Source organism: Methanobacterium sp. SMA-27 (genome assembly GCF_000744455.1).
GTDB lineage: Archaea > Methanobacteriota > Methanobacteria > Methanobacteriales > Methanobacteriaceae > Methanobacterium_B.
Genome location: NZ_JQLY01000001.1, coordinates 2,173,547 through 2,199,070 on the forward strand (window position 1 = coordinate 2,173,547; position 25,524 = coordinate 2,199,070).

General features: G+C 33.9%; 30 protein-coding genes. 9 read left to right on the forward strand and 21 right to left on the reverse strand.

Annotated features, from left to right (window positions below; genetic code table 11):
- Positions 1-3: 3 nt before the first annotated feature.
- Positions 4-141, reverse strand: a complete 138-nt coding sequence (locus tag DL91_RS13725) for a hypothetical protein (protein WP_156096075.1) — start codon at positions 139-141, stop codon at positions 4-6.
- A 544-nt stretch (positions 142-685) separates the two neighbouring features.
- Here DL91_RS13725 and DL91_RS13730 point away from each other — a divergent pair.
- Complete coding sequence (locus DL91_RS13730; protein ID WP_156096076.1) at positions 686-841, forward strand: hypothetical protein; 156 nt, start codon at positions 686-688, stop codon at positions 839-841.
- 115 nt (positions 842-956) lie between these two features.
- On the opposite strand, the gene DL91_RS10995 is transcribed toward DL91_RS13730, so the two are convergent.
- Positions 957-1,577 carry a type 1 glutamine amidotransferase family protein gene (locus tag DL91_RS10995; protein WP_048191737.1) on the reverse strand — a complete coding sequence of 207 codons (621 nt, stop codon included), beginning with the start codon at positions 1,575-1,577 and terminating at the stop codon, positions 957-959.
- 259 nt (positions 1,578-1,836) lie between these two features.
- On the opposite strand from DL91_RS10995, the gene DL91_RS11000 reads away from it, so the two are divergent.
- The 5 genes from DL91_RS11000 to DL91_RS11020 all read left to right on the forward strand — a co-directional run bounded on the left by DL91_RS11000 (position 1,837) and on the right by DL91_RS11020 (position 8,733).
- Positions 1,837-2,487 (forward strand): TetR/AcrR family transcriptional regulator, encoded by a 651-nt coding sequence (locus tag DL91_RS11000; protein ID WP_048191739.1) that lies wholly within the window; start codon positions 1,837-1,839, stop codon positions 2,485-2,487.
- A 138-nt stretch (positions 2,488-2,625) separates the two neighbouring features.
- Positions 2,626-3,993: a polysaccharide pyruvyl transferase family protein gene (locus DL91_RS11005; RefSeq protein ID WP_231551453.1), complete on the forward strand. Its 1,368-nt coding sequence runs from the start codon at positions 2,626-2,628 to the stop codon at positions 3,991-3,993.
- Complete coding sequence (locus DL91_RS11010; RefSeq protein ID WP_048191741.1) at positions 3,990-6,851, forward strand: AMP-binding protein; 2,862 nt, start codon at positions 3,990-3,992, stop codon at positions 6,849-6,851. Before DL91_RS11005 ends, DL91_RS11010 begins: the two co-directional genes overlap by 4 nt.
- Positions 6,841-7,431, forward strand: a complete 591-nt coding sequence (locus DL91_RS11015) for a hypothetical protein (protein ID WP_048191742.1) — start codon at positions 6,841-6,843, stop codon at positions 7,429-7,431. The genes DL91_RS11010 and DL91_RS11015 overlap by 11 nt, the downstream gene beginning before the upstream one ends.
- An 18-nt stretch (positions 7,432-7,449) precedes the next feature.
- The gene (locus DL91_RS11020) at positions 7,450-8,733 is read left to right on the forward strand and encodes a GMC family oxidoreductase N-terminal domain-containing protein (RefSeq protein ID WP_048191744.1); all 1,284 of its coding nucleotides are present in this window, start codon (positions 7,450-7,452) and stop codon (positions 8,731-8,733) included.
- A gap of 96 nt (positions 8,734-8,829) precedes the next feature.
- Here DL91_RS11020 and ehbP read toward each other — a convergent pair whose 3' ends face one another.
- The 18 genes from ehbP to DL91_RS11110 all read right to left on the reverse strand — a co-directional run bounded on the left by ehbP (position 8,830) and on the right by DL91_RS11110 (position 19,967).
- Positions 8,830-9,105, reverse strand: coding sequence for an energy-converting hydrogenase B subunit EhbP (gene ehbP, locus DL91_RS11025; RefSeq protein WP_048191746.1), 276 nt, complete (start codon positions 9,103-9,105; stop codon positions 8,830-8,832).
- Positions 9,106-9,195: 90 nt separating this feature from the next.
- Positions 9,196-10,185: a respiratory chain complex I subunit 1 family protein gene (locus DL91_RS11030; RefSeq protein WP_048191749.1), complete on the reverse strand. Its 990-nt coding sequence runs from the start codon at positions 10,183-10,185 to the stop codon at positions 9,196-9,198.
- Positions 10,186-10,197: 12 nt separating this feature from the next.
- The gene (locus DL91_RS11035) at positions 10,198-11,331 is read right to left on the reverse strand and encodes a nickel-dependent hydrogenase large subunit (RefSeq protein ID WP_048191750.1); all 1,134 of its coding nucleotides are present in this window, start codon (positions 11,329-11,331) and stop codon (positions 10,198-10,200) included.
- 54 nt (positions 11,332-11,385) lie between these two features.
- Complete coding sequence (locus DL91_RS11040) at positions 11,386-11,832, reverse strand: NADH-quinone oxidoreductase subunit B family protein (protein WP_048191752.1); 447 nt, start codon at positions 11,830-11,832, stop codon at positions 11,386-11,388.
- An 80-nt stretch (positions 11,833-11,912) separates the two neighbouring features.
- Complete coding sequence (locus DL91_RS11045) at positions 11,913-12,398, reverse strand: 4Fe-4S binding protein (RefSeq protein ID WP_048191754.1); 486 nt, start codon at positions 12,396-12,398, stop codon at positions 11,913-11,915.
- A complete protein-coding gene (locus DL91_RS11050; RefSeq protein WP_048191755.1) occupies positions 12,395-13,756 on the reverse strand; it encodes a 4Fe-4S binding protein in 1,362 nt (453 codons plus the stop codon). Before DL91_RS11050 ends, DL91_RS11045 begins: the two co-directional genes overlap by 4 nt.
- 57 nt (positions 13,757-13,813) lie before the next feature.
- Positions 13,814-14,062: a hypothetical protein gene (locus DL91_RS11055; protein WP_048191757.1), complete on the reverse strand. Its 249-nt coding sequence runs from the start codon at positions 14,060-14,062 to the stop codon at positions 13,814-13,816.
- Between the two features lies 1 nt (position 14,063).
- Entirely contained in the window at positions 14,064-14,537 is a 474-nt protein-coding gene (locus DL91_RS11060) for an MnhB domain-containing protein (protein ID WP_048191759.1), read from the reverse strand.
- Positions 14,537-14,818, reverse strand: a complete 282-nt coding sequence (locus DL91_RS11065) for a hypothetical protein (RefSeq protein ID WP_048191761.1) — start codon at positions 14,816-14,818, stop codon at positions 14,537-14,539. Before DL91_RS11065 ends, DL91_RS11060 begins: the two co-directional genes overlap by 1 nt.
- Positions 14,811-15,149, reverse strand: a complete 339-nt coding sequence (locus tag DL91_RS11070; RefSeq protein WP_048191763.1) for a hypothetical protein — start codon at positions 15,147-15,149, stop codon at positions 14,811-14,813. Before DL91_RS11070 ends, DL91_RS11065 begins: the two co-directional genes overlap by 8 nt.
- Positions 15,150-15,164: 15 nt before the next feature.
- Positions 15,165-16,667 carry an energy conserving hydrogenase EhbF gene (gene ehbF / locus DL91_RS11075; RefSeq protein ID WP_048191764.1) on the reverse strand — a complete coding sequence of 501 codons (1,503 nt, stop codon included), beginning with the start codon at positions 16,665-16,667 and terminating at the stop codon, positions 15,165-15,167.
- Positions 16,668-16,770: 103 nt separating this feature from the next.
- A complete protein-coding gene (locus DL91_RS11080) occupies positions 16,771-17,133 on the reverse strand; it encodes a cation:proton antiporter subunit C (RefSeq protein WP_048191767.1) in 363 nt (120 codons plus the stop codon).
- A 1-nt stretch (position 17,134) separates the two neighbouring features.
- Complete coding sequence (locus tag DL91_RS11085; protein ID WP_048191769.1) at positions 17,135-17,368, reverse strand: DUF4040 domain-containing protein; 234 nt, start codon at positions 17,366-17,368, stop codon at positions 17,135-17,137.
- Positions 17,365-17,637, reverse strand: coding sequence for a monovalent cation/H+ antiporter subunit G (locus tag DL91_RS11090; RefSeq protein WP_048191770.1), 273 nt, complete (start codon positions 17,635-17,637; stop codon positions 17,365-17,367). The genes DL91_RS11085 and DL91_RS11090 overlap by 4 nt, the downstream gene beginning before the upstream one ends.
- 4 nt (positions 17,638-17,641) lie before the next feature.
- Positions 17,642-17,899 (reverse strand): monovalent cation/H+ antiporter complex subunit F, encoded by a 258-nt coding sequence (locus DL91_RS11095; RefSeq protein WP_048191772.1) that lies wholly within the window; start codon positions 17,897-17,899, stop codon positions 17,642-17,644.
- Positions 17,896-18,207: a monovalent cation/H+ antiporter subunit E gene (locus DL91_RS11100; protein WP_048191774.1), complete on the reverse strand. Its 312-nt coding sequence runs from the start codon at positions 18,205-18,207 to the stop codon at positions 17,896-17,898. Before DL91_RS11100 ends, DL91_RS11095 begins: the two co-directional genes overlap by 4 nt.
- A 255-nt stretch (positions 18,208-18,462) precedes the next feature.
- Positions 18,463-19,152: a metal-dependent hydrolase gene (locus DL91_RS11105; protein WP_048191776.1), complete on the reverse strand. Its 690-nt coding sequence runs from the start codon at positions 19,150-19,152 to the stop codon at positions 18,463-18,465.
- A 92-nt stretch (positions 19,153-19,244) separates the two neighbouring features.
- Positions 19,245-19,967, reverse strand: a complete 723-nt coding sequence (locus tag DL91_RS11110) for a succinylglutamate desuccinylase/aspartoacylase family protein (RefSeq protein WP_052374382.1) — start codon at positions 19,965-19,967, stop codon at positions 19,245-19,247.
- Positions 19,968-20,401: 434 nt separating this feature from the next.
- Here DL91_RS11110 and DL91_RS11115 point away from each other — a divergent pair, with 434 nt between their 5' ends.
- Positions 20,402-21,583: an argininosuccinate synthase gene (locus tag DL91_RS11115; RefSeq protein ID WP_048191779.1), complete on the forward strand. Its 1,182-nt coding sequence runs from the start codon at positions 20,402-20,404 to the stop codon at positions 21,581-21,583.
- 85 nt (positions 21,584-21,668) lie between these two features.
- Positions 21,669-21,926: a pro-sigmaK processing inhibitor BofA family protein gene (locus DL91_RS11120; RefSeq protein ID WP_048191781.1), complete on the forward strand. Its 258-nt coding sequence runs from the start codon at positions 21,669-21,671 to the stop codon at positions 21,924-21,926.
- Here DL91_RS11120 and DL91_RS11125 read toward each other — a convergent pair whose 3' ends face one another.
- Positions 21,927-23,408 (reverse strand): bifunctional ADP-dependent NAD(P)H-hydrate dehydratase/NAD(P)H-hydrate epimerase, encoded by a 1,482-nt coding sequence (locus DL91_RS11125; RefSeq protein ID WP_048191783.1) that lies wholly within the window; start codon positions 23,406-23,408, stop codon positions 21,927-21,929. It abuts the gene before it with no gap.
- 150 nt (positions 23,409-23,558) lie between these two features.
- On the opposite strand from DL91_RS11125, the gene DL91_RS11130 reads away from it, so the two are divergent.
- Positions 23,559-25,499, forward strand: a complete 1,941-nt coding sequence (locus tag DL91_RS11130; RefSeq protein ID WP_369792057.1) for a 3H domain-containing protein — start codon at positions 23,559-23,561, stop codon at positions 25,497-25,499.
- The last annotated feature ends 25 nt before the right edge of the window (positions 25,500-25,524 follow it).

A 25,524-nucleotide genomic window follows, 5' to 3' on the forward strand; every position in this document is an offset into this window, starting at 1 on the left:
CAGTTACATTATGGCCCATTGGATTTTGAAATGAAAAGCCAATGCATCTAAATTATCAGGATTTAATGAACTAAAAGACGATACTAAAGCAACTACTATTAAAATGAATATGATCCCCAAAATCTCAATATCATATCTCATAAACAACACCACATAATACTATGGTAATAATCACATATGAGATTTATTATTCGTTATGAAACAGAGTAAAATTACTTCTCTTTTCTTGAAGTGGGAAATATTAAAAGAAAAAAACCTTTATTTATATTGAAGATTTCAATTTATTGAAAACCAAAATAATTTTAATTATATAAATTATTCATATGTTAATTTAAGGTTATAATTGTAATTCTTACATTAATATGTAAACAAAGTAAGAATTTATCAGGAATAAAACAATGAAAAAGGATTCAATATTATGAATAAGTTAAAAATAAGATGAAATATCTGTAATTAGGGATATTATGGAGTTTTTTTCATCGAACATCCAATATTTTCATTGTTCTTACTATCTTCCATGTTTTAAGAAACATTATTTTGTATAATGAAAAATTTATACTAACGAACGTTAGTTTTATATACTATGTCAGCAAACTGTAACTAACGATTTCTTCGATACCTTATCCAGGTAGACATTTTTGTTTCTATAATAAGATTTTTATATTTTTGATTCTAATGTAGTTTTATGATTAAAACTCCTACTGTTTTTGTTCTAGGTGCTGGTGCAAGCATACCTTACGGTTATCCTTCAGGAGAGAAATTACGTGAAGAAATTTGTCATGAATTAGAAGATCCTTCACATCCTTATGGACTTAATGCTTCAAAGTCAAGGATTCTCTGAGAAAGAATTTTGGAGTTCAGTTCTTCTTTATCCTCAGGAAGATTATGACTAACAAGATTTTTAAAATGATCAAAAGCTTATCAGATTATATTTAAATTTAAAAAGTTTTCTACGATTATCCCATGGATTCCATTAGGGCATAGAAGTACTTTGAATCCTTAGTTTTATATAATTGATACCATGCTTCCAATGTTTCAACTTTCATTACATTTATTCTTTTTAATACTTCATATGAAAACTCTAATGGTGCAATACCACTAGCAGTTATTAGATTATCATCTGTAACTGCTGGTTGATTCAAATAAAAATTCTCTCCACCGTATTTAGAACAAAACAATTTTAAAAATTCAATGTCATTACTGGTATGATTTCTATTGTTTAATAATCCTTCATTTGCTAGGGCAACTGTGGCTCCGCAAATTGCTGCAATAATTACTTTTTTATCTATAATACCTAAAACAATATCTATTATTTTTTTATTTTCCTCTTGCATCCATGTATCTGCTCCAGGTAAAATAAGTAAATCATCTTCCTTAAACTTGATATTATCAATACTCTCATCTGGAGTAATTATAATACCTCCCATTGTTTTTATAGGTTCAGTAGTATTCCCAATTTTTATAAGCTCTACAGGAGGTCTTTTTTTATCCAAATATCTGCCACTGTTCAGTTCCGCGGTTAAATAGCTGATTTCCCAATCTGCTAATGAATTTAATACGTATATATACACTTTCATAATATTTCCTTAAGCATTAGTGTTTATAATTTTATCGTTTTCTGAGTAAAATTCTTGAAAAAAAAATTTTTGATATTTTTTATTTTTTGATTTATTTGACTAACGTTCGTTCGTTAGCTTTATATTGTAGTTCAATAATAGTATAGTGCAACAACCTAACAAGTGTTCGTTAGTAATATAACTTTTTAAATTTCTATGAATTTTTTAGGTTATGTTAACAGTATAGCGGACTAACGAACGTTAGTAAGGAGATGAAAATTTGAATAATAAAAAAAATACCTCCAAACCTGATGAAAAATCAACTAAAGACAAAATATTCGATGTATCAGTAGATTTATTTTCAAAAAAAGGTTTCGATGCAGTATCCATGAGGGAAATAGGAAGAGAAGTAGGCATAAGGGAGAGTTCAATTTATAACCATTATAAAAATAAGGAAGCCATATTAGATGCCATAATAAACTTTTTCCTATCTGAACTTGAAGCCAGCGGTCTGCCGGAAGAACAAATGGACGAATTAATAGCCACAAGTCCAGACATGTTCTTTAAAATTGGAGCAAAGACATTCATTGAACGAATGTCAACTCCAAAAACAGAAAAAATATGGAGGATCATATCTATCGAAGTATTCCATAATAAGAAAATTAGAAAATTTTTCGTGGAAGAGCTTCTTGAAACTCCCTTAAAGAGCTGGGAAGCAATATTCACTAAAATGATGGAAGAAAATCTCATAAAACAGTACGATCCAAAAATACTAGCACGTGAATATTTTTCTTATGCAATATTTCTCTACTTCGAATACTTCATACTCAAATACGATACAGATTACACATCATTCATGGATTTAGCATGGGATAAAATGGCAGATCATGCAAAATTCATTTTAGATTCAATAAAAATAGATAGTATTTAACATCCTCTTAATAAATAAAAATGAAAAAATATAATAAAATCAACCAAATGACTACTTTTATATACATTATATATTTAACCCAAATAATTTGTAAATAATTTTTAATTTAAAACTAAATAACGAAAGAAAGGTTCAAAAATGTACATCTCTAAAATGGAAATTACTCCAAAAAAAAAGGGAATTGAAAATAAGGGAGTAGATTCAAAATTAAAATTTAATACCTATACAAAGGGAGAAAATCCAGATAAAATTATTCGTAAAGTTATGTTAATGGGTTATAATGGTGCAAACAACACAGGCTCTGAAACCAGACTTATATCCATAATTGAAGATGTTAGGAAAGTTTTAGGTCCAGATGTACAGATTACCATCCCTACATTAAATGAAGAGAATCTTCGCAGATATATTAAAGAAGATTCCAATTTAATTATAGCTCCTATACCCTCAATCTTTTTCTTTGCCATTAGAAAGCTTGTTAAAGAGCAAGATCTTGTTCTTCTAGTTGAAGGAAGTTGTTACATGGACACTTGGACATCTGCACTTCTTTGGGCTTTTTTATGGACAACAAAATGTGCAAATTCTTTTAATATCCCTTGTATAGCCTATGCTGTAGATGCAGGAGATTTATCGGTTTTTAATAAGTTTTTAGTGAAAAGAGAAGCAAGTAAAACCGATCTTATAATTACCAGAACATCATATGCAGCAGACGAATTAATAAAAATCGGTGTAACCGCACCAATTAAACATACTGCAGACAGTGCATTTACATTCCAAACAGAACCTGAAGATTACAATACAATTAAAAAAAATTGGAACATTGAAACATCCTTCGAAACTACAGATGATATTGTTGGAATTGCAGTTATTGACTTCAATCTTTGGCCAGTAGTAATAAGACCTTGGGGCCGTAAGGAAAATCTTTATAAATGGCCATACTACTTTTCTAGATCCCCAAAAAGAATATTGGCAAGTAAAGATTTAGCATACAAATGGGCAGCAGAAGCAGATAGAATAATTGAAACTCATCGAAAGAACATTGCATTTATTTGTATGGAAGAACTTGACGAACCTCTAGCCAAGAATATTGTTAATGATATGAAACATCCACAAAATGCAAGAATATTTTCATCTAGCGAATTCAATGCATCCCAAATTACAGAAATACTGAGGAATGTTGATTTTCTTGTTACATCCCGTTATCATGCCGCTGTTTTGTCCCTTGAAGCACGCATTCCTCAGATTGCAGTTGGGCATGATCCACGTCTTAAGGGATTATATAAAGACCTTGAATTGGACGAAGATTATCTCATAGATTATATCTCTGAAAGAAATTCCATAAATATCTGGAATCTTTTAAGTAATTCTATTGATGATCTCATTAAAAATCCAAGGAAAAACTATGATAAAATAAATAAAGGTTTCGTAGAACATTTAGCTAAATCAAAGAAAAATCGCGTAATACTCAAGGAATTTCTGGATAAAAAAGGTTGGGATGTGGAAAGTTGAAGAATGTTGTTTTTCTAACTGGAGCAACTGGTTTTCTGGGCACACAAATTGCTTTAAGACTAATAAAAAAACAAAATGTCAACATAGCAGTTTTAATTAGAGGAAAAGACTATGATACTGCCTACAGACATCTTTCCCGTGCATGGTGGGAATGGCCAGAATTAATGGAAGAAATTCAGGGGCTAAAAAAATTTAATGAAAATTATTCACATGAAAGTAAAATATATTTAGTCAAAGGGGATATCTCAGAGGAAAATCTTGGATTAGACCCAGACGAATATAATTTTTTATTACATAATGTTACCCATATAATCCATACTGCAGCAGATCTACGACTAAACATTCCATTAGATGATCTCAGGAAGGTTAATGTACAAGGAACTTTGAATCTCCTTGATCTTGCTTCGGATATTAATAAAGACCATAAAATTGAGCGGTTCTCTCATTTATCTACAGCTTACGTTGCTGGATGTCAAAAAAATCTAATATCCGAGGATACCATTACAGATGAATACGGATTCTTAAGTAACTATGAAAGAAGTAAGTATGAAGGGGAATTAGAAGTAAAAAATTCTGATCTTCCCATATCAATATTCCGACCTGGAATGGTTATTGGTGATTCTAAATCTGGATATATTAAGACTTTCAATACTATTTATGTTCTTATACGTCTCTATCTTAATAATCAATTGCAATTAATGCCTGTTTCAAAGGAGTCTAAACTTAATATTGTTCCTGTAGATTATGTTGCTGAATCTGTTGTGGAATTAACATTTGATCAAAATACAGAAGGTAAGATATTCCATCTTACAGCTCCTTACATTTCCCTACCTACTGTAGAAGATTTTTTAGATTTTGTTCATGATTGGGTCTTAAATAATATGAATTTAAGAATTCCTAAACCAATTTTTCTTCCTATTTTCAATTTGATCCCTAAAATTTCTGTTTTGCTAAAGTACTTTGGTAAAAATTCTAATAGTCTCAGTAAAACAATGAAAGAACTTGCACCATATATGAACGAAGATAGAGAATTTTCAAGGGACAATACAAGAAAATTTATTGGACAATATACTTTACAATGGGAAAAATTTTTACCAACAATACTCAATTATGCGGTTTATAATGGTTTTTTTCATAGATCTGAACGAACAGTACACGAACAAGTTTTATTTAGATTAAGAAGTAAAAGTAGACCTGTTCAATACTATGATATTGTTAATGGAAAATTTCTTGAAAGAAAAAACTCAGATGTAAGAAAGGATATTTTAAGAAGTGTAAAATCACTTAAAAATCTCGGTATTAGTCGAGGCGATAAAGTAGCTATCGTAGGATTTAATTCAACCAGATATCTTGTATTAGATGTTTCTATTGGATTATTAGGTGCTGTAAGTGTTCCCCTTTACTACACCAGCCCAGTAAATGAAATCAATGAAATAATAAAGGATTGTGGAGCAAAAATAATTTTTGTTGGTACTCCTGATTTATTAAACCATTTAAATGAGTTAGAATTAGAAAATCACGTAATATCATTTTGCAGTGATAATATTAAAGTCCCAACTAATATTTTATCCTGGAAAGAATTTATTGGAAATGAAAATGAAGATGAAAAAAAATTCGGTGAAATAGTTGCACCCGTTGATTTTGATGATATTGCAACTATAAGATATACATCGGGAACAACCGGAGATCCATCGGGAGTTTCATTCACCCATGGAAATTTAAGGTGGATGGCGGAATACATAGCTTCAATGCCTCCATGGGCCGATAGAAATCATGATATTTCCTATCTTTCATTCTTACCAATGAATCATGTAGTTGAAGGTATTTTAGGAACATATGCACCATATTACGCTCCTGCTCCTCTGAAACTCTATTTTTTAGAAGATTTTAAAGATCTTGAAATCAGTTTACCGCGAGTTAGGCCAACCATATTTTTTTCGGTGCCTAGATTCTATGAAAAGATTTGGTCAAAAATCCTGCAAAGTAGGGTTGGGAATATGTATCTCAATGCTAACGAAGGAATGATAAAGGAGATATTACGCAGAATATTGAAAAGTTCCATGCTTAAACAAGCTGGTCTTGATGCATGTGCCCAGTTAATAGTAGGTTCTGCCCCTGTAAGTACACAGCTACTAGATAGTTTCAATGAGTTAGGTATTCAAATCTATAATGCTTACGGTTTAACAGAAGCACCTCTTGTAACCATCAATAAACTTGGATCAAACAGAATAGGCACTGTTGGAGAACCTTTACCAAATACGAATGTTAAAATAAATAATGATGGTGAAGTAATTGTGCAAGGCCCCCAAGTAACTTCAGGTTACTTCAATAATAAAAATCGTAACAACTTATTACTCCAAAATAACTGGCTTCTTACCGGTGATTATGGTTATTTAACATCTGCTGGGAGTTTAGTGATTACTGGAAGAAAGAAAGAATTAATAGTCAATTCATACGGGAAAAGTATTAGCCCACTAAAAATTGAAGGGATGTTAAAGCATATACATGGTGTATCAGAAGTTATGGTAGTTGGGGATGAAAAACCGTACTGCATTGCTATGATATGGATTGATGAAAATATTGATCAAGAAAAAATGGCCATTGCACTGAAGGATGTAAATTCGAAACTGTCAAATCCCGAGAAAATAAAACGCTGGGTAATACTTAAAAATGATCTATCAATAGAAAATGGCGATCTCACCGCTAATTTGAAGTTAAAAAGGGAAAATATTTTAAAACGTCACAAATATCTTGTAAGTATAATTTATGATGATAAATGTGCTGAAAAACTATCAAAAGAATTAACCCATATAAAAGTTCTGTACTTTGGATGGGAAGGTAAAAACAATGAGTATTAAATTACGATTTCTTTCCATTTGGATACCTGACTTCATTTTAATAAAGGAATTGGATAGATTATCTGATTTAACCAATAACCATCTTGAAATGCTTTTGAAAAGATATTCAGTTTCACCACAGTTTATAGAAAAACCTTCTAAAGGAAAACTTGAAGAACGTAGAGCAATAATGGCAGCAAGTCATAATCTCCATGTGAATGCATTAGTAGAGGCTTTGGGTTTTGAGAAAGCTTTGGAGTTAGGCAGGAAAGAAATGTTCAAAGCAGGCTATGAATTGGGATGTGAAGCCAAAAAACGTCTTGGTGTAGGCAGTGATATAAAAGACGCAATTTTTGCAGCACGTATATTATACAAAGTACTGGGAATAAAATTCTCTGTAGAAGAAAATGAACAAACTGTATTATTATTGGTTAAATATTGTGCACTTGCAAACCATTACACACCCGAAACATGTAAAATAATGAGTGCTGCAGATGAAGGTGTTTTAAAGGGTTTAAATGAAAAAATGGATATGAAATTCTTTAAAAGGATAACTGAAGGTTCAAAAAATTGTAAAGCATGTATAAACATTGAAAAATGATTAAAGATAGGTGTAAAAATGAAAGTAATAGTTGTGGGTTCTGGTGCAGGTGGAGGAACAGCCGCCCTTGAGTTAGCTTCAAGAGGTTATGATGTTACTATATTAGAAGCAGGCAAACCTTTTAAACCTTTCTCAAGGCATTTAACACTAATTGAACCCCTTAGAAGGATTGGTCTTCTTGGTGATGAAAGGAATATAAATAGAATATTTCCCCATATGGATGCAACCAGATCAGATAGAGATCTGGTGCTTGTGAGAGGTATAACCACCGGGGGTTCAACTGCAATATCATGCGGTAACATGGTAAGGGCGGATCAAGGTTTTAAAGAGTTGGGACTCGATCTTACCCCTGAATTTGAAGAACTTGAAAAGAAAATAAGTATAAGACCCATTCCAATGAAAAGATGGCGGCCATTAACCCGTAAAATGTATGAGTCAGCAGAAAATCTTGGTTTTAACCCTAAGCCCACACCAAAAGGAGTGAAATTGCATAAATGTAATTCATGCGGACTCTGTGAAATGGGCTGTTCTACTGGAGCCCGTTGGGATTCTAATCAATTTTTAAATGAAGCACTTAAAATGGGTGCTGTTATGCATACATCATCACGTGTAGAAAAATTGCTAATTGAAAATGGACATATCAATGGGGTTTTAATCAGATCCGGAAGTTTAACTAAAATAGTTAAGGGAGATGCTGTTGTTCTTGCTGCAGGAGGTGTGGGTACAGCCCAAATATTAAAAGCATCAGGACTTGAAGCTCAAGACAAACTATGGGTTGATATAGTACTTACCCTTGGAGGTGTTTCTAAAGGCGCAAAACAGCTTAATGAACCTCCAATGGCATGGTTTACCGAACATAAAGATTATATATTATCTCCTTATCTTGATATATTATCTCATTTCTTTCATAAACCATGGAGAAATGTTTCATTAAATGACAGAGTTGGAATTATGGTTAAACTTGCAGATATGGAAAAAGGAACAGTATTTTCCGATGGATCTGTACAAAAAGCTGTAACAGAGAAGGATGAGTTAAAAATAGATAATGCAGTTTCTAATGTTAAAGCAATCATGGAAACATCTGAAGTTTCTGGCCCATTTGTTAAAGGAATGTATAATGGAGGACATCTTGGAGGAACTGTTCCTCTGAAAAAAGAGGATATTTCTTCAATGAAACCTTCTGGTTTACCTGAAGGACTATGGATTGCTGATCTTTCCCTTGCACCACGTTCACAGGGACTTCCAACAATAATGCTCACTTCAGCACTGGCCATGAGAGTTTGTAAAACTTTGGCACAATAATTGATTATTATATCTATATTATGAGATATGACAATAGAATATTGAAATTAAAATATATATTTTCAAAAAAAAGATATTGAAAAATTGATGTTATTTTTAATTCTTTTCAGTTAATTTTTCTTTTTTAAGCTTTTCTAGCTTGATCTTAGCCTTTCTGAAATTACTGAGGAAACTTTCTTTTTCTGTTAGTGGTGTTATTTCAAGACCCAACTGCCGATGTTCTTCAATCCAATCCTCGGTAAAGATAGGAATATCTATTTTAATTGGTTCTTCTGTTGGATTAACTACAATTAAATTCCTAAATGGAAACTGAGTTTCAACAATATATCCTCCAACGCTTATTATATGCATGGGCCTTACAACGAACTTCATTACCATCACCTGTGGTTTTAGTTAGTCTTATTTTGTAAATTATTTTATTTAATTGATTTAATAATTCAAATTCATAATTTCCAATCCAATTTAAAGGAATGTAAAAATTATTGCCAGTATTCCAATAATTGAAACTCCTGCTACTGTTGGATAAAATTGTTTATATGTAAATATAGGAGAGAATGCACTCATAACTGCCATTAATATTGGGAATATTAGTGCTACTGCTATTGTTACAAGTATATTCCAGCTGAATAAATTCGGAGGAATTCCAAGGAACAGCGTTGTGAAAAGGCTAGCTAGGACAAACATCAGAAATCCTCTTGTAACATATACATATGCCCTGTATTTAGCAGCATATTCCATTAGAGGTCCTTCAATAACATCTGCCTTTGTTTTTAGAATTGCAAATGGGTACTCATTTAAAAGTATCATATATCCTATGAAAAAGACAATTGCTCCCAATATTCCTGCTATTGTGAAAAGTACTGGTCCATGGATGTGCTGATATGATACAATACCACTCAAATAGATGCTCTTAGACATTGCCACTGGCACAAAAAGTGCTATATACAATGGGAAGGATCCAAAAGCTATTAATCTGAATGCCCTCAGAGAACTGAGTTCCTCCAAGAAAGACCTTTGAGTATCAGGATGCTTCGCACCCTTAACAATATCTGGAAATGGCATTTTAAGTGACATAACAGATTTTGAAAGTGATCCCATGAACATATAGATAACCTCTTCAATCTTCAATAGCCCCACAACAGCTATTATACTTGTAAGTGCCGCAAATACATAGAGTTGTGGCATTAGTATTAGCAATATAAATACTACAGATAAAAAACTTATTATTGGAAGAGCATTGTATAATCTAGGCATTGGAGAATGTGGTTTTATTGTTTCTTTGAAGAAAAATTTAATCGGTGCCATTATACCTGCACTGGATATTGGGGGACCAACCCTCTGTTGTATTCTTGCCTGTACAAACTTCCTCTCAATCCCTGGAAGCCATACACTCACTAATAATGCAACTATTAACGTTCCAATTACGGCTATTAGGGAATTTATTGCTGTCATCATGATCTCCTTTTATATTTTGATTATTTGGATTGCACGATCCGTGCAAGTGAAGCAAGGGTCGCATTGAACTATTGCAAGCTGTGCATCCGTTATATGATGTCCAACAGCCGCATACTGCATTGCACCTATATTGGTTATTGATGGTGTTCTAATAATAGAGTTTCTTACTCTACCATCTTCAAGGGCGTAAGAATGATATAGTGTTCCCCTTGGAACCTCGATATAACTCTTGTTTATTGGGGCATCCTGCATTTCCCAACTTCTGTTGGTTATTTTACCTTCTGGAAGATTGTCAAGCGCTTGCCTAATAATTTTTATAGCTTCAGGAATTTCTAGAACCCTGACTAAAAGATTTGATTTAACATCCCCATCATCCTGTGTGATAACATCAAATTCAAATGGATCATAGGACTCCATTTCACTTCGAAGATCTATTGCTACTCCAGTGGATCTTAAAGTAGGGCCGGTTGCGCCCAGTTTTATTGCTTGTTTCTGTGATAAAGTACCTACTCCTGTTATACGTGACATTACCATGGGATCAGAGACAAATCTATCTGCAAAATCGGTTATTTTTTCCTCGATTAAGTCTAATCCTTCTCTAATTTTTTGTATCCTCATTTCATCAAGTTCACAACGGGGTCTAATACCCCCGATTATGGATACTCCATACTGTACCCTGTTACCCCCAATCATCCGTAAAAGTTCCATTACTGTTTCTCGGATGTAAAATAATCTCATAGCAAATGTTTCATGACCTAGTACTTCATTTCCATGAGCTAAATAAAGCATATGACTATGTAGACGTTCCAGTTCCTCCATTATAACCCTTATATACTGAGCTCTTTCGGGTACCTCTATTCCAATGGCCTTCTCAGCAACCAAACAAGAGTTCCATATGTGGCTGTTGGAACATATTCCACATATTTTTTCTGTAAGACTATTTGCCTTTTCAACAGGCAATCCTTCCATGATCCTCTCAATGCCCCTGTGATTGATTCCAACTGTAATTTCAGCATCCCTTACAATTTCGTCTTCAACAAATAATCTAACCCTGTAAGGTTCTATTGCTGCAGAGTGTACCGTTCCCATAGTAACTTCTGTTTCGATGACCTTTTTATCGGTTATCTTGTTATCTTCATTCATTAAATCCACCTTTTAACTCTAATTATAGTACATTATTACAGATTGATTGATTGATTATTTCGCATTCAACAACAATGGTAATGCTGCTACCACACCAGATAATATATCCTCTGGCCTGACTGCACAGCCTGGAACCTTGGCATCAACAGGAATTATGTTCTCTACCGGTCCCATAATTTCTTCTGAGGGTATGTCTCCATGTATATTCTTGTAAACTCCTCCCATCAGAGCACATGCTCCTGCAGCAATAACAGCTTTAGGTTCAGGTATTGCATTGTATATTTCTATTAATGGTTTCTCATTGTGTTTTGTAACCGGGCCTGTAACTACAAGTACGTCAGCTTCCCTAGGATTCCATGTAAGGAAAACTTTGTATTGTTCTGCATCGTACTTGGGAGAGAATATACAATTTACAATCTCTATATCACAGCCATTACATCCTCCAGTATAAACAAGCATTACATGAACGGCTCTTGCCCTTGAATATGATTTTAAGCTCATATCATTCCTCTTTAAAGGTTATGGTAATTTATATTTCTTATAATTCGTTTTTATTTAATTAATTTATAATTTTAATGATTCTAATCCTTCCTCTTTTTAAGTATGGTTGAATCTGCAAGATACTGAGATATGAAAGCTATTTTATCCTCTGAAATTTTAACTGGTTCATCTAAAAGTTTTGATATTTCTAAATCCACAATTCCAACATCATTTGGATGGATGGTGCCAGCTTCTCCGAAAAGAGCATATAATGGACAGAAATCATGACAGTAATAACAGTTAACGCATTTTAAACTGTCCAATACAGGTATCTTATCTTTTACTAAGCCCTCCATGAGTTTTACTGGTTCTGGAAGTTCAACCATTTCTATCGCCTCGGTCGGGCATGCATTGGCACATCCACCACAACCTATACATGAAACCTCTGCAACCTTATCTGTAGGAACTATCCTTCCTTCAAGGATTTTGCTCCTAAGTTCCATATCAGTCACCCTGTCTGATGCAAAGAGGATTCTTTTGGTGTTAGTAATTATACCCTCCAGGAATATTCTGATTAAATTTTTCATTCTGATACCTCGAATTCTCTTTCAAGTATTATTGCCCTGGCAGGACATGCATTTGAGCAGGCTCCACAGTATGTGCATTTTGAATCATCTACTACAATTTTACCTTCTGAATCTTCTTTAATTGCTTCCTCAGGACATATTTTTGTACAAAGTTTGCAGTTCATACATAGTTTGTCCTGTACAAAGCTGAAACCCTCTTTTATGGATTTTTTAACGGTTGCAGTTCTTGGTATAGCATTCATTGGGCAATGTATTGCGCATTTTTCACAGAGGATACATTTTTCAAGATCCACATCTATTGAACCTCGTCTAAGAGTGATTGCACCTTTCGGGCAAATTTCTGAACATATACCACAAGATACACAGTCTTCTGTAACACTTCCATCCCACTCAACTGTTTTTAAAATCCTAGCTTTATTAACATCACAAGATTGAACACATTTACCGCATGAAACACAGAAACCTTGTATACGGCGATCTGGATCATTAGATAGTCTAAGAGTACCTACTGGACAGACATCCAGACATTCCATTGTATTGCACTCTTCACATAATGTTGGATCATATCGCAGTTTGCCTTCTATTACACGAAGTGCTCCGTGTGTACAAGCCTCGGCACAGAGTCCACAGTTGAGACATGATACAATTGACCCTGTTGTTTCTTCCCCTTCTTCAAGATTCCTTATTTTAATCTTAAAATCTTCAATGTACATTGCTTTGTTTGGACATTCCGTTACACATTTAAGGCAAAGGGTGCATTTTTTTTCATCTATAATCCCGTCTTTTATTGCACCTACAGGACATACATCTTCACAAATTCTACAGTCTGTACATTTGCCTTCAGAATCTATGTCAACCATTAAAGCACCAGTTGGACAGTAATATTCACATCTTCCACAAAGGGTGCAGTTGTCAGGATCTGTACAAATATTTATCCTTTTAACATTTTCTTCCTCTTTCTCTACTCTTGAACCAGGTTGAATTGTCAAATTAAGAGATTCAAGGAATTTGAGTTGTCTTTCCTCAATAACATCCTGCGCATCTGCCCTTGCATTTATTGGACATGCATCCACACATATGCCACATCTTGCACATATGCCCTTTACAACGCCATCTTCAATTTTTATGTTGTTAACTGGGCATGTCATCTCACAAACACCACATGCATTACATTTGGCCCTGTCGACAACAAAACCTCCATATTTATTCTTGAATATGGCACTGTTTGGACAAGCCTCAGCACATGCACCGCAGGTTATGCAGCTGAATGCTTTACCATCTATAATTCTTATTGCTTGTGTTGGGCATTCTTCAACGCACTTTCCAATGCCTTCACATTTCTTAGTTGATAGGAACATGACCATTACCTTCTAAAATTTTAATGATTATTTTATTTTGTTATCCATTTATTTCTATTATCCTCTTCCAAATGTTATTTTACCGATAATTATCCCTGCCAAGGCTGCTATCAAACCATTAGCAAGGATAGAATCCGTGTACCATGGGAAAGGACCCAATTGGTATGCCATAATTAATACCACAATTGCTAGCACAACGAATACTGAAGCAGGAAATTTTAAGTTGCTGCCTATGCTGGGCTTAATTCTGGTTCCAATTATGAATCCTATTATAAATCCTAAGATTAATGGGCCACTGTAAACCATTTTATTTACTCTCCATATTCTTCAGTAGCTTTTCGCTTTCGAGGAATGTTATTACAACAGCACTCAATCCAACAAGCACTTTCAGACCTACAACAAAGTTAAGGTATGGTATTATACCTGCGTGTAGTGGGTCAGGGTAATCAAATATATTCACAATATTAGGTGGAACTATATGATAAAGGTCAACCCCCAAATTGTAAAGGAAAAATCCTGTTGTAAATAGTCCTGCTAATCCTAAAAATACGTATCCAAGAGCACCTATACTTTCAATGGATGCCATAAAATTGTGTGAAAATTTTATTGGACTTTCTTTTAATCCATATACTATGAGACAGAATATTATTCCCGAAGCTATGATTGCTCCTCCCTGAAATCCTCCTCCAGGTGTAATGTGACCTCCAAGTATGGTAAGTGCACCGTAACAGATTAATATCAATGCAGCAGGGAATACGAATATTTTGAGTATTGTACTCATTAATCTTCACCTCCAAGATCAACTTGACCCCTTCCAAAGACTAGAAGAGTTATAATAACTGCCGAAACAAGTATTAATGCTTCACCAAGAGTATCGTATCCTCTCCAATCAAACACAACATTAGTAACCATGTTAGGAGCAATGTGTGGACCTACCCAATTGTAGATATAACTTATTCCAGGATAGATCATTGGTTTGAAATCAACTATCGATTGAAAGAGAGTTATTGTGAATACAACTAGTGCAAATCCAGCTATTAGATTTCTTAATCCATCAGACATTCAAATTCCCCCAATAGAATAGTGTTACTATAATTCCAAGTGCTAGAATAACATAGAAGCTCATGCTTGCAAGTGAATCATTTTGTTCCCTTTTAAGTCTGGGCATGATTGGCATTGCCAGAAATACAAGTACGAACACTAATACTACCAATGCTATCATTAGAGTTTTGTTCAAAAGTCTTAGCATTACTACTGCAATTAAAATGGAAGATATGAGTGTTATCTCTGCTGTTAACATGGACGATGCTGCTATATTTGTAACAGGTTTGTCATCTCCTGTTTCCATTCTAACGTCCTTTATTTTTTTCAGTATAATATCGTAGATGTTCATATAATCCCCCTTTCTCTAAGCAATACTGATCGCCAGCCCCTGCAAGAAATTTGTTGCAAGTTGTGGATAAAGACCTAACACCAAACATATAACAAGGAATGCAACCATTGCAACCAATGTAATCTTTGGTATTTTTTCATTTTTAATTTCTAGATCAGCGGGCTTCGGTCTTAGGTAAATGGTATGGAAAGCCCTCATAAATGTCATAAATGTTACAATACTCATTAATACCATAATTATTGCAATTTCTGGCAGACCCGAATTTAATGAAGCCTGAACAAGCATCAATTTACTTTGGAATGCATTGAATGGAGGCACACCTGCTAATGCGATACCTGCAAGGAGTACAAGAAGTGCAGATTTAGGTGTTGCAACCAGCATCCCTCCTAACTTTCGCATATCCGTTTCTTTGGTTTTGTACATTATTGTTCCAAATCCAATGAATAGAAATGCGGTTATAATTGATTCGTTAACAGCTTGGAAAAGTCCTGCTGTAATACCAAACACAGTTCCAAGACCAAGACCAACTCCTATATACCCTAGTTCACCTACAGCAAGGAATGCTATCAATCGTTTGAAATCTGTTTGGGTTATGGCCATTGTTATGCCCAATACCATTGCAACCAAAGATATTCCCAGGATGAAAACATGTGTAAATGGAATGTATGAAAATATTCTTATGATAATTACTCCAAGTGCAACTAAACTAAAGACAGAAAATGCCTGGAGTAATGCTGCTCCGGTTGGAAGTGCTTTGCTGTACATTGCAGATTTAATTGTATGGAATGGAGGGAGGCCAGTTCCATATAGCCACCCAAATATGATTAAACTGCAGGCCATAAGCAGTACCGGACTTTGTGGATTTACTAAACCATTTCTAATTGAATATACCATGTCTGTTACGTTTACGTTACCTGTAACTCCCAGAAGGAGAGCAATTCCCAATAAAAGAATTGGTGAAGCTATGCTTCCCAGTATCATGTATTTGAGTGCTGTTTCATAGTTATTATTAACCTTGGAAACCAGTACAATACCAACTTGTGCAAGGGCAGCAATTTCAAAGAATACATAAAGGTTGAATATATCATCTGATAAAAGCATGGCTATTATTGATGCTGTTCCCATTAGCATGAGGTATATGTAGACACCCGATGGTTTTTTTACCTCATATAGAGATATGAATATGGCAAATAAACCAACAATACCCAGTATAAATATCATGAGTTTTTGGGCGCTTCCATAGACATATGTAATTGCAGGGTGGAAAATGTTCAGTGCTGTTCCTGTTATTGATGCTGGAAGACCTGCTGATATTGTTGGATTTTGTGCTAAGGGAGGATATCCTCCAAAGTATTGTATACCATAATTCGCAAGAAGTGGTATTATTGGAAGTGCCAGTGCAACCACTATTGAAATTGCCTTTACAGTCCTAGTCCTTTCATGAAGAAGGTTTAGGAATAATGCACAAGTAATTGGGATTATTACCATCAATGGGATTAATAGGTTGGGAAGGTTCATTTTGATATCTCCATCAATCCATAATAGTGATGAACAATATAAACATAATTTAACTCTGTTTTTGTTCCTTTGTTGTTTGTTGAGAAGTTTGAAAGCATTTCAATTACTCTCCAAGAATCTTTGATGCACTTATAGATCCATATTTTTTATTAAGTACTATTATAATTCCAAGCATCACAGCCATGGTACTAGCCCCAATAACAATGCTCGTGAGCACAAGAGCGTATGGAAGCGGGTAAGATGCATTCTGTGAAAAATTGCTCATTGACATTCCAGGTAAAAATATGTAGACTATTCCTCCTGCTTTGTACCCTAACGATACAAGAAACAGGTTCGCACCATCACCTATAAATGCTAGCGCTATAACTTTTTTTATCAGGTTATCAAGGAATAATGCACCGAAAATACCTATTACTATCAATGCCCCTGATGTGAGAAGTGATGCTAGTTGTGTGTCCATTATCATTTTATTCCTCCACCCTGCGAGTTCTTAAAACTGCCAGTGCAAAAAATACAGGTACTATTGCCGAACCAACAATTGCTTGGGTCAGTGCAACATCCGGGGCTTGAAGATATTGGTAAAGGAATGCAAGTGAAGCTCCAGGAATACCTGTTAGAATAGCTGCTTTTAGAAGATCCCTTTGCATTAAAGATATTACTGCACCTAAAATCGCTGTTATCATGAAAATGTATTCAATCATTGTTCTTCCTCCCCATAGAAGTAACCATTGGCTATTGCATGTGCTGCAAAGGGTGCTAAAATGAAGTAGGCCACCGCCAAAAGGGGTTCATTGAGTGCTAACAGTGCTATGATAAGAGCTGTGTCTGCAACTCCCAATATATGTATTCGGGCATAGATTATATTTTCAATATTGTCCCCATACCTCAAAATCCCGTAAGCTGCTAAAAGCACCAAAAAGGCGGCTATTATGAGTATTGCTGACTGTATCAATGTTATTACATCTGTCACGTGATCATCCTCTTAAAACTCTTGCAAATGCTATAGTTCCTACTGGCCCTAAAAATATAAGTGCAGTTGCGATGTCCCTACAAAAACCAAGGTTGTACACGTGCTGCACTAATACAAGCATCGTTGCAATTGCAATACTTAATCCTGATAAACCTACCAGGGCCATTGCAATTTTCTTCCTTGTGGTGATCCTTATTGTGGCAATTGCAAAAATTGCAAGTGCCCCCATTAGAATATATTCTGATATAAGCAGTATGTTCATTCTAACATCCCTTTTATATATGATTCAAACGGAATTATCTCTTCAACTGAACGTGGAGATATTGTTGCTACTTTTAATATGCAATTTTCAGAGTCAAGATCAATTGAAAGAGTTCCGGGAGTTAATGTTATGCTATTTGCAAGAATTGTCTGTGATATCGGCCTTTTAAGTTCGGTTTTTATTTCAACTACTACAGGTTCAACTTTCCCGTTTAAAACCCTTTTGGCAACGTCCAATTCTGCTTTGAGTATTTCAAAGATAAGAACGATGAAATAAGCTATTCCATAGAATATTCTGGTTATAAACATTGTGAATTAACTCCCTTTTTATTACCTAGACTGATTAATCATGAATAATTAACATGGAAAACAATTTAAAACTTTATAATAAGTTCAACAATACAATCAGATCATTGCAAACCATGATAATTAATTCATCATTATAAAACATGATATATATAAAATTAACTAAATTGATTTTTCATTCAATACAAAAAGATTCTAAAAATATAATTTTAATACTTTTTCATTTGGAAAATGTTGGAAGTTAAACGGGAATTGTAATTATCTAATGATAAAAAAGTTGTTACCGTATAAAACAACAGAAGCAATTACACAACCTGCCCAAATACCTAGTAAAGTTAGTCCAGCTAGTTTTTTAAATTTTTCTGATGAAATGGGATTTAACAACTGTACCCCTGAAGGCGTAAAGAGATCCAGTATTATATGACTTAAACAACCTAAAAACAGAGATAAAACTACGTAATAAATATTGAAACCAATATGTGTTGAAAAAATAAGTCCAATAATAATTAGAAACCCAAACACAGGCACTAGTTTTTTATTTAAAATTACAATCCCTAAGATAAGTAAAATGATAATTAAAGATATCTTTAAGCTTATGTTATAATCAAAGAGCAATATGTAAGCCCCCAACACAAAAAAGGATATACAACCGGTAATAAATATAATTCCTAATATTGAATGCATAAATCCTCTGTGATCTGAAATATAAAATAATAATGCCATCAAAGCAATTAAAACTCCTACTAGATAGGGAAGTTTGAATATGTAAAGTAATAATGCCAGTATAACTCCCAGCAATCCCATAATAATAATATTTTTCTGATTAACCTTATGATCCATATCTATTATGGATGCACCAACAACTGCTAATGCAACATAGAAAACTTCTGGAAAGAATGGAAACACCAGTATTATTGAGGCTAAGACATGTTCTTTGTAAGACGGCATTGTATCGAACTAACTTTGTATTTTCCCATTAAATAATAATTCCTTATGAGATTCTATATAATTATTTTTAAAATATAGATGAAATAATAATATCAAATCAATCCAAAGTACTTTAGATAATATATCATTTGAAGATAGGATCGTTCAGGACTTCCATGAGTTACTTCACAGTTTTCAGATACGACCTCACAAGTAACTGCTGTAATTCCCCTAATGTTGCATTCATCTTCAATTGCACCGCTGTATAACGATCCCGCAGTTGAATGACAGATAATCTTTGATGACATAGAATTGGTTATATATTTGGCAATAATGTAACTCTCTGGACAGGGATTCTTTGAACAGAACACACTTTCAATTCCAGGATTACTCCTTGGTTTTGTAGAATGAAAATCAGAAATTGATACAATATTCAGGTCATCAATGGCATTTAGTATTTTATTTGAAATAGAACCTTCCTTAGAAGCACTTCTATTCATATCAAATCCTTTAAATCGTCTTGAATTTTTCATTGTGGCATCGGGTATTGCAAATGGAATAATATAGACCGTACCATTTATATTTTTATCTTTCAACTCTTCTGCAAGCCATAATGCAGCAATTTGTGCCGGAAGTTCATTTCCATGTACTCCTGCAGTTATCATGATTTTAGGGGAAGAAAATCCAATTTTAAGCATGGGAGTGCCATGTTTGGCTGCATTGATCAACTGAGTGCATGTATAACCCTCAGGAACATATGCCATGAGATTTTCATTTTTATTTACAATTCCCCCAGTTTTATTAGAGATAATTGTAATATCATCTTTAAGAACCATTAACATCACTTAATCATTATTATCTGTGATTTAATTTTCAATACATTATTAGGTTGCAGAATACCTAATATTTAAACAATATTTCTTTAATTTTATTAAGATATAACCTATTTTATCTACTTTTTTATTCTTAGATCATAATATTCAATTTAAATCTGAAATTCTATGAAATTAAAAATGATACAAAATTATATAGATTTTGTTTGATCCAAAGTTGCTAAAGTCATGAATTTAATAAATTAAGTTAATGATCTGATTTTCATTTTACATAGATAATTTACATAACTCATACCTAATTTTAATTAATATCCTCTTTAGATGTTGAATAAAAACATAAACAATATATGTTAAAATGTATGAAACTTTCATATTTGTTATGAATATAGTAAGGCCTTAACAATAAATAAAAATTATAAAATATTCAAGGTGATTAAATGAAAAAAGTTGTTCTTGCATTCAGTGGTGGATTGGACACAACTGTATGTGTAAAATTACTTCAGGAAAAGTATAATATGGAAGTTATAACTGCATGTGTTGATGTAGGACAGCCTGATGATGAAATTAGAAGGCCTGCAGAAGTTGCAAATAAAATTGGTGTAAAAAAACACTACACAATTGATGCAAAGCATGAATTTGCTGAAGAATTTATATTCAGGGGTATTAAAGCCAATGCCGAATATGAAGGATATCCTTTAAGTACTTCACTTGCAAGGCCTTTAATAGCGATGAAGATAGTACAATTAGCTGAAAAGGAAAATGCAGATGCAATAGCACATGGTTGTACAGGAAAAGGAAATGATCAATTTAGGTTTGAAACCACAATAAGATCTTCATCCCTTTGTGAAATAATAGCCCCTGTTAGAGATTTAAGTTTAACCAGAACAGAAGAACTAGACTATGCCAAAACACATGACATCCCACTTTACTCTGAGAAGCTTTACAGTATAGATGAAAACCTCTGGGGAAGATCCATTGAGGGAGATGTATTAGAAGATCCTATGGTTGAAACTCCAGAAGAAGCCTTTGAATGGACAGTTTCAACCGATGAAGCTCCTGACGAAGCACAAATAATAAAGATTTCCTTTGAAAAAGGTGTTCCTGTGGCCCTTGACGATGTTGAAATGGGTGCATATAAAATTATCAGCGAAAGTAACCGCATTGCCGGACTACATGGAATTGGTAGAATTGACATTATCGAAGACAGAATAATTGGTCTCAAATCAAGGGAAAATTATGAAACACCCGGTGCAGTTCTAATTCTAACTGCCCATAAGGCCCTTGAACAGTTAACTCTATCACGCGAAGAACTAAAATTTGCAAATACTATTACTCAAACCTATTCAGAAATAGTATACAATGGACTATGGCATGAACCTTTACGTGAGGATCTTGACTGTATAGTCGACAACATGCAAAAACGTGTGACTGGAAATGTGAAGTTGAGACTTCATAAGGGCAGTATCAAAACACTTAGCCGTGAATCTCCTTACAGTCTTTACAGTGAGGAAGCAGTTACCTTTGAAGATAAAGAAACAGATCAGAGAGAAATTGCAGGAATGGTTAAAAACTACGGACTACAAGCAGCATGCTATCAAAAAATCTGCAAAAAAAATTAAAAATTGAGGATATATTTATCCTCAATATACCTCTTAAACAAAAGTATTGTCTTAAATCAATAAGAAATAGATTAGGGTTAAAATAATGGTCCTTAACACAATTTTAATTGGAATAATTCTCGCCGTAATAATAGCTATAGGTTTGATAATTCTTTTTAAAGCTGCAGGAATAATAGTAAAAATATTACTTCATATGGGCTTTGGCCTAATTCTCCTTTTTATAGTAGATTTAATTCCATTTGTACATGTTCCAATTAATGTACTAACAGTTCTTGTTGCAGGGTTTGGTGGGTTCATAGGAGTTGTACTCCTAGTAATTTTAGGTGCTCTAGGGTTCTATTGATTAGATTCTTCTTTTAAATACTTTAGGGATGTACTTCCAAATATCGCTTGCAATTAAATTGTATCCATAATCTTCTGCTGCGAGGTCACCTGCATTTCCATTAATAAAAGATCCTAAGTATGCAGCTTCAAAGGCTTCGTGTCCCTGTGCAACTAAAGCACCTACAATACCTGCCAATACATCTCCTGTTCCACCAACTGTCATACCAGGGTTTCCTGTAGAGTTAAGTTTTATTTTATCCCCATTTGAAATAATATCTGTAGATCCTTTAAGAAGTACAGTACATTTACATTTTTTAGAACATTCTAAAATGGTATCAATTTGATCATCCAATTTTTTAGGTACATCAACTCCAAAAAATGCCTTAAATTCTGCTTTGTGAGGTGTTAATATCACTTCATTTCTATAGTGCTTAATTAAATCTAAATTTAACAATTTAAGTGCATCTGCATCAATAACAATTGGCATGTTGATTTTTTCGATCATCTCTGTTAAAGCCAAACCAGTTTCTTCTTCTCTTCCAATACCACAACCAATTACCATTGAATTCGCATTCTTTGATAATTCAAGTATTTTAGCAGTATCATCAAATGTTACATAGTTGTTTGAAAGGCTTTTAACAATTAAATCAGGAGAATAGGATCTAATAGTAGATGTAACACATTTTGGACACGCAATTACAGATATATCAACTCCTGATCTTAATGCAGATATTGCTGCCAATGCAGGAGCGCCAGAATAATCTTTGCTTCCTCCCAAAACCAATAAATTACCATTTTGTCCCTTATGAGAATTAATATTCCTTTGGTTGAGCCTCAATAAATCCCCGGGACCGGTATATAACTCAGCTTGTTCAGGTATTCCAATGTCACAGACTTTTAAATCTCCCAAATATTCATCATCTGCATTTTTAAGCCCGATTTTTTTCTTATGGAATGTTACCGTAAAATCTGCCTTAACAGCCTTATGTTCCACCATTCCTGTTTGTGGATCCAGTCCTGTCGGAATATCTACTGCAATAACAGTACTATTTGAATTATTAATAATATCTATGGCTTTAGAAACTGGTTCTCTAATCTTTCCTCTGGTTCCTGTCCCAAGTATTGCATCTACCACCAGTTCTGCACTGCTAAATCCAAATTGAGAATGATCTTCAATAATATTCAGTACAATACTATTAGTTTCAATATTTAATTTATGGAGAACTTCCCAGTTTTTCAATGATTCAGGTGAACTTATACGTGATGGATGCCCAATCAGGAAAATTTCTACTTCAAAACCATGATTAAGCAGATATCTTGCAGTTACAAATCCATCTCCTCCGTTCCCCCCAGTTCCAGCATATATATTTACTTTGCATGGTTTTGAAATTTCAAATATTTTTTGGGCAATGCACTTTCCAGCATTTTCCATCAGCAAAGTCTTTGATATCCCCAGTGCCTCGGCGTTGACATCAACAACCATCATGTCCATTATATTCATGTTATCACTAGTTATAAATTATAAAACAGATGATATTTATAATAACCTAAGATCATGCAGTAAATTAATGAATATCTAATGATCTCTCAAAATAGTAAACTAAATTATTCAAATTCTATAACTAATTATTCAAAAAAATGGTGATCTACTGTGCGCCCACCATACATGCCACTACTACCAGTAAGTAAAGATCTTACAAACAAACCATATAAATTGGTTCTTTATGCTTTATTGGGAGTTACATTGCTCATAATTTATGGTATGATAGGATCTACATATATAATGAGATTAGATCTGGTTAATTCTATTTATTTTACAGTACAAACCATAGCAACTGTTGGTTTTGGTGATATTCAGCCAATAACTCCATTACAAAAAATGTTTACTGTAACTCTTGTAATGGGTGGGGTTGCTCTACTTGCTTATGCATTTACATTAACAATAACGGTGGTTACAATGGCAGTTGAAGAGATAGCTTCCGGCGCTAAACAAAGGAGAATAATAGCCGCCAGTAAGGATCATTTTGTCCTCTGTGGCTATGGAAGAGTTGGAAGTGCAGTTTATAAAGAGCTTAAAAAAAGGAATATTAGATCAATAATAATTGAAAAAAATAAAGACGTGGTTGAGAAAGAACTTTGGGAAGATCCAGATGTTCTTGCAATTCCTGGAGATGCAACAGATGAAAGTATAATGATGGATGCAGGAATAAAAAGGGCACGAGGAGTTATCATAACTACTGGAGATGATGTGGATAATCTATTCATAACCCTAACAGCAAGAGAAATACATCCCGAGATATGGATAGTTACAAGAGCGAGTAAAAGCGAAAATGTGCGTCGATTATACCGTTCTGGAGCAGATAAAGTCATATCTCCTGAAACAAGTGGTGCAGAAGACATATACTTCGCTTCAATGGAACCCACAATTATGAAGATCACAGAGATCCATGGAGTTGCAGACATACGAAAGGAATCTGAAATCATCTTGAAATATGGATGCACCCTCGAGAACATAGAATACCACTTACCAGAATTCAAGGAACCTCTTGCAAGAAAAATAGGAGTAACAGATATAGAACAGCTCAACAGATTTTTAAGTAGTTTAGAACGTGAAAAATCTCGAAAAAAATCTTTAGAGAGCATATATGAATCAGTGAGCGGAATTCACTCCCATTGGATTTCAGGACCCAACAAGGAAAGTCTTGAAAAAGTTGCTGAAGAACTGAAAAAAGAGGGATTCCTTTTAGGAGTCAATCTCACAGAAGATGAAATAAAAGAAACGGCAAAAAAACATGGCAGAATGGTTGAAGTTGTTCTAAAACCCGAGATTAAGATAACTGAAAACCATGACATCCAAGATATCAGAGAAGAAGCAAAGATAATTCTTAAACATGGTTGTACATTAGAAGATATTGAGTACTACCTCCCAGGATTTAAAGAACCCCTAAAGAGAAAAATTGGACTTTCAGATGAAAAAGAAATGGATAGATTTCTTTCAAGCCTTGAACATGATTCTAAAAGGATGGATGCACTTGAAAGGCTTTACATCATCTCAGGTGGAGGAATTCATTCCCATACCATTTCAGGCAAGGATACACAAAGTTTAGCTAAAGTTGAAAAAGAGCTAAAAACAAAAGGATTCCTTTTAGGGGTAAATTTAACTCATGATGAGATTGTTCAAAAGATATCCGAATTTGGCAGAGTAAGCGAATTACTATTAAGACACAAACCAAGTGATACCGATGATAAAAGAATCATTATTAGTATGGGCGGTAGAATATTGGACTCTAAACATTACCTACCAGGTTTAAGACAAGTAGTAACAAGAAAACTCTATTTAAAAGATGAAAATGATCTAAAAAATTGTGAAGAGGAATATAAAAAACCAGATGCAAAAAGGTCTCTTGAAGCATTATCCCAGATATCAAGACAAGTCCACTCCCACACAGTTTCTGCAGGGGACATTGAAAAAATCAAGAAAATTGAAAATGCACTGAAAAAAACTGGAATGCTTTTAGGGGTTGATCTTCCTGAAGATGATATTTGGAATATCGTTGAAAGTGAAGAAATAGAAAAGTTCTGTATTCAGTGAATAGGATAATTTTAATTTTTATCTT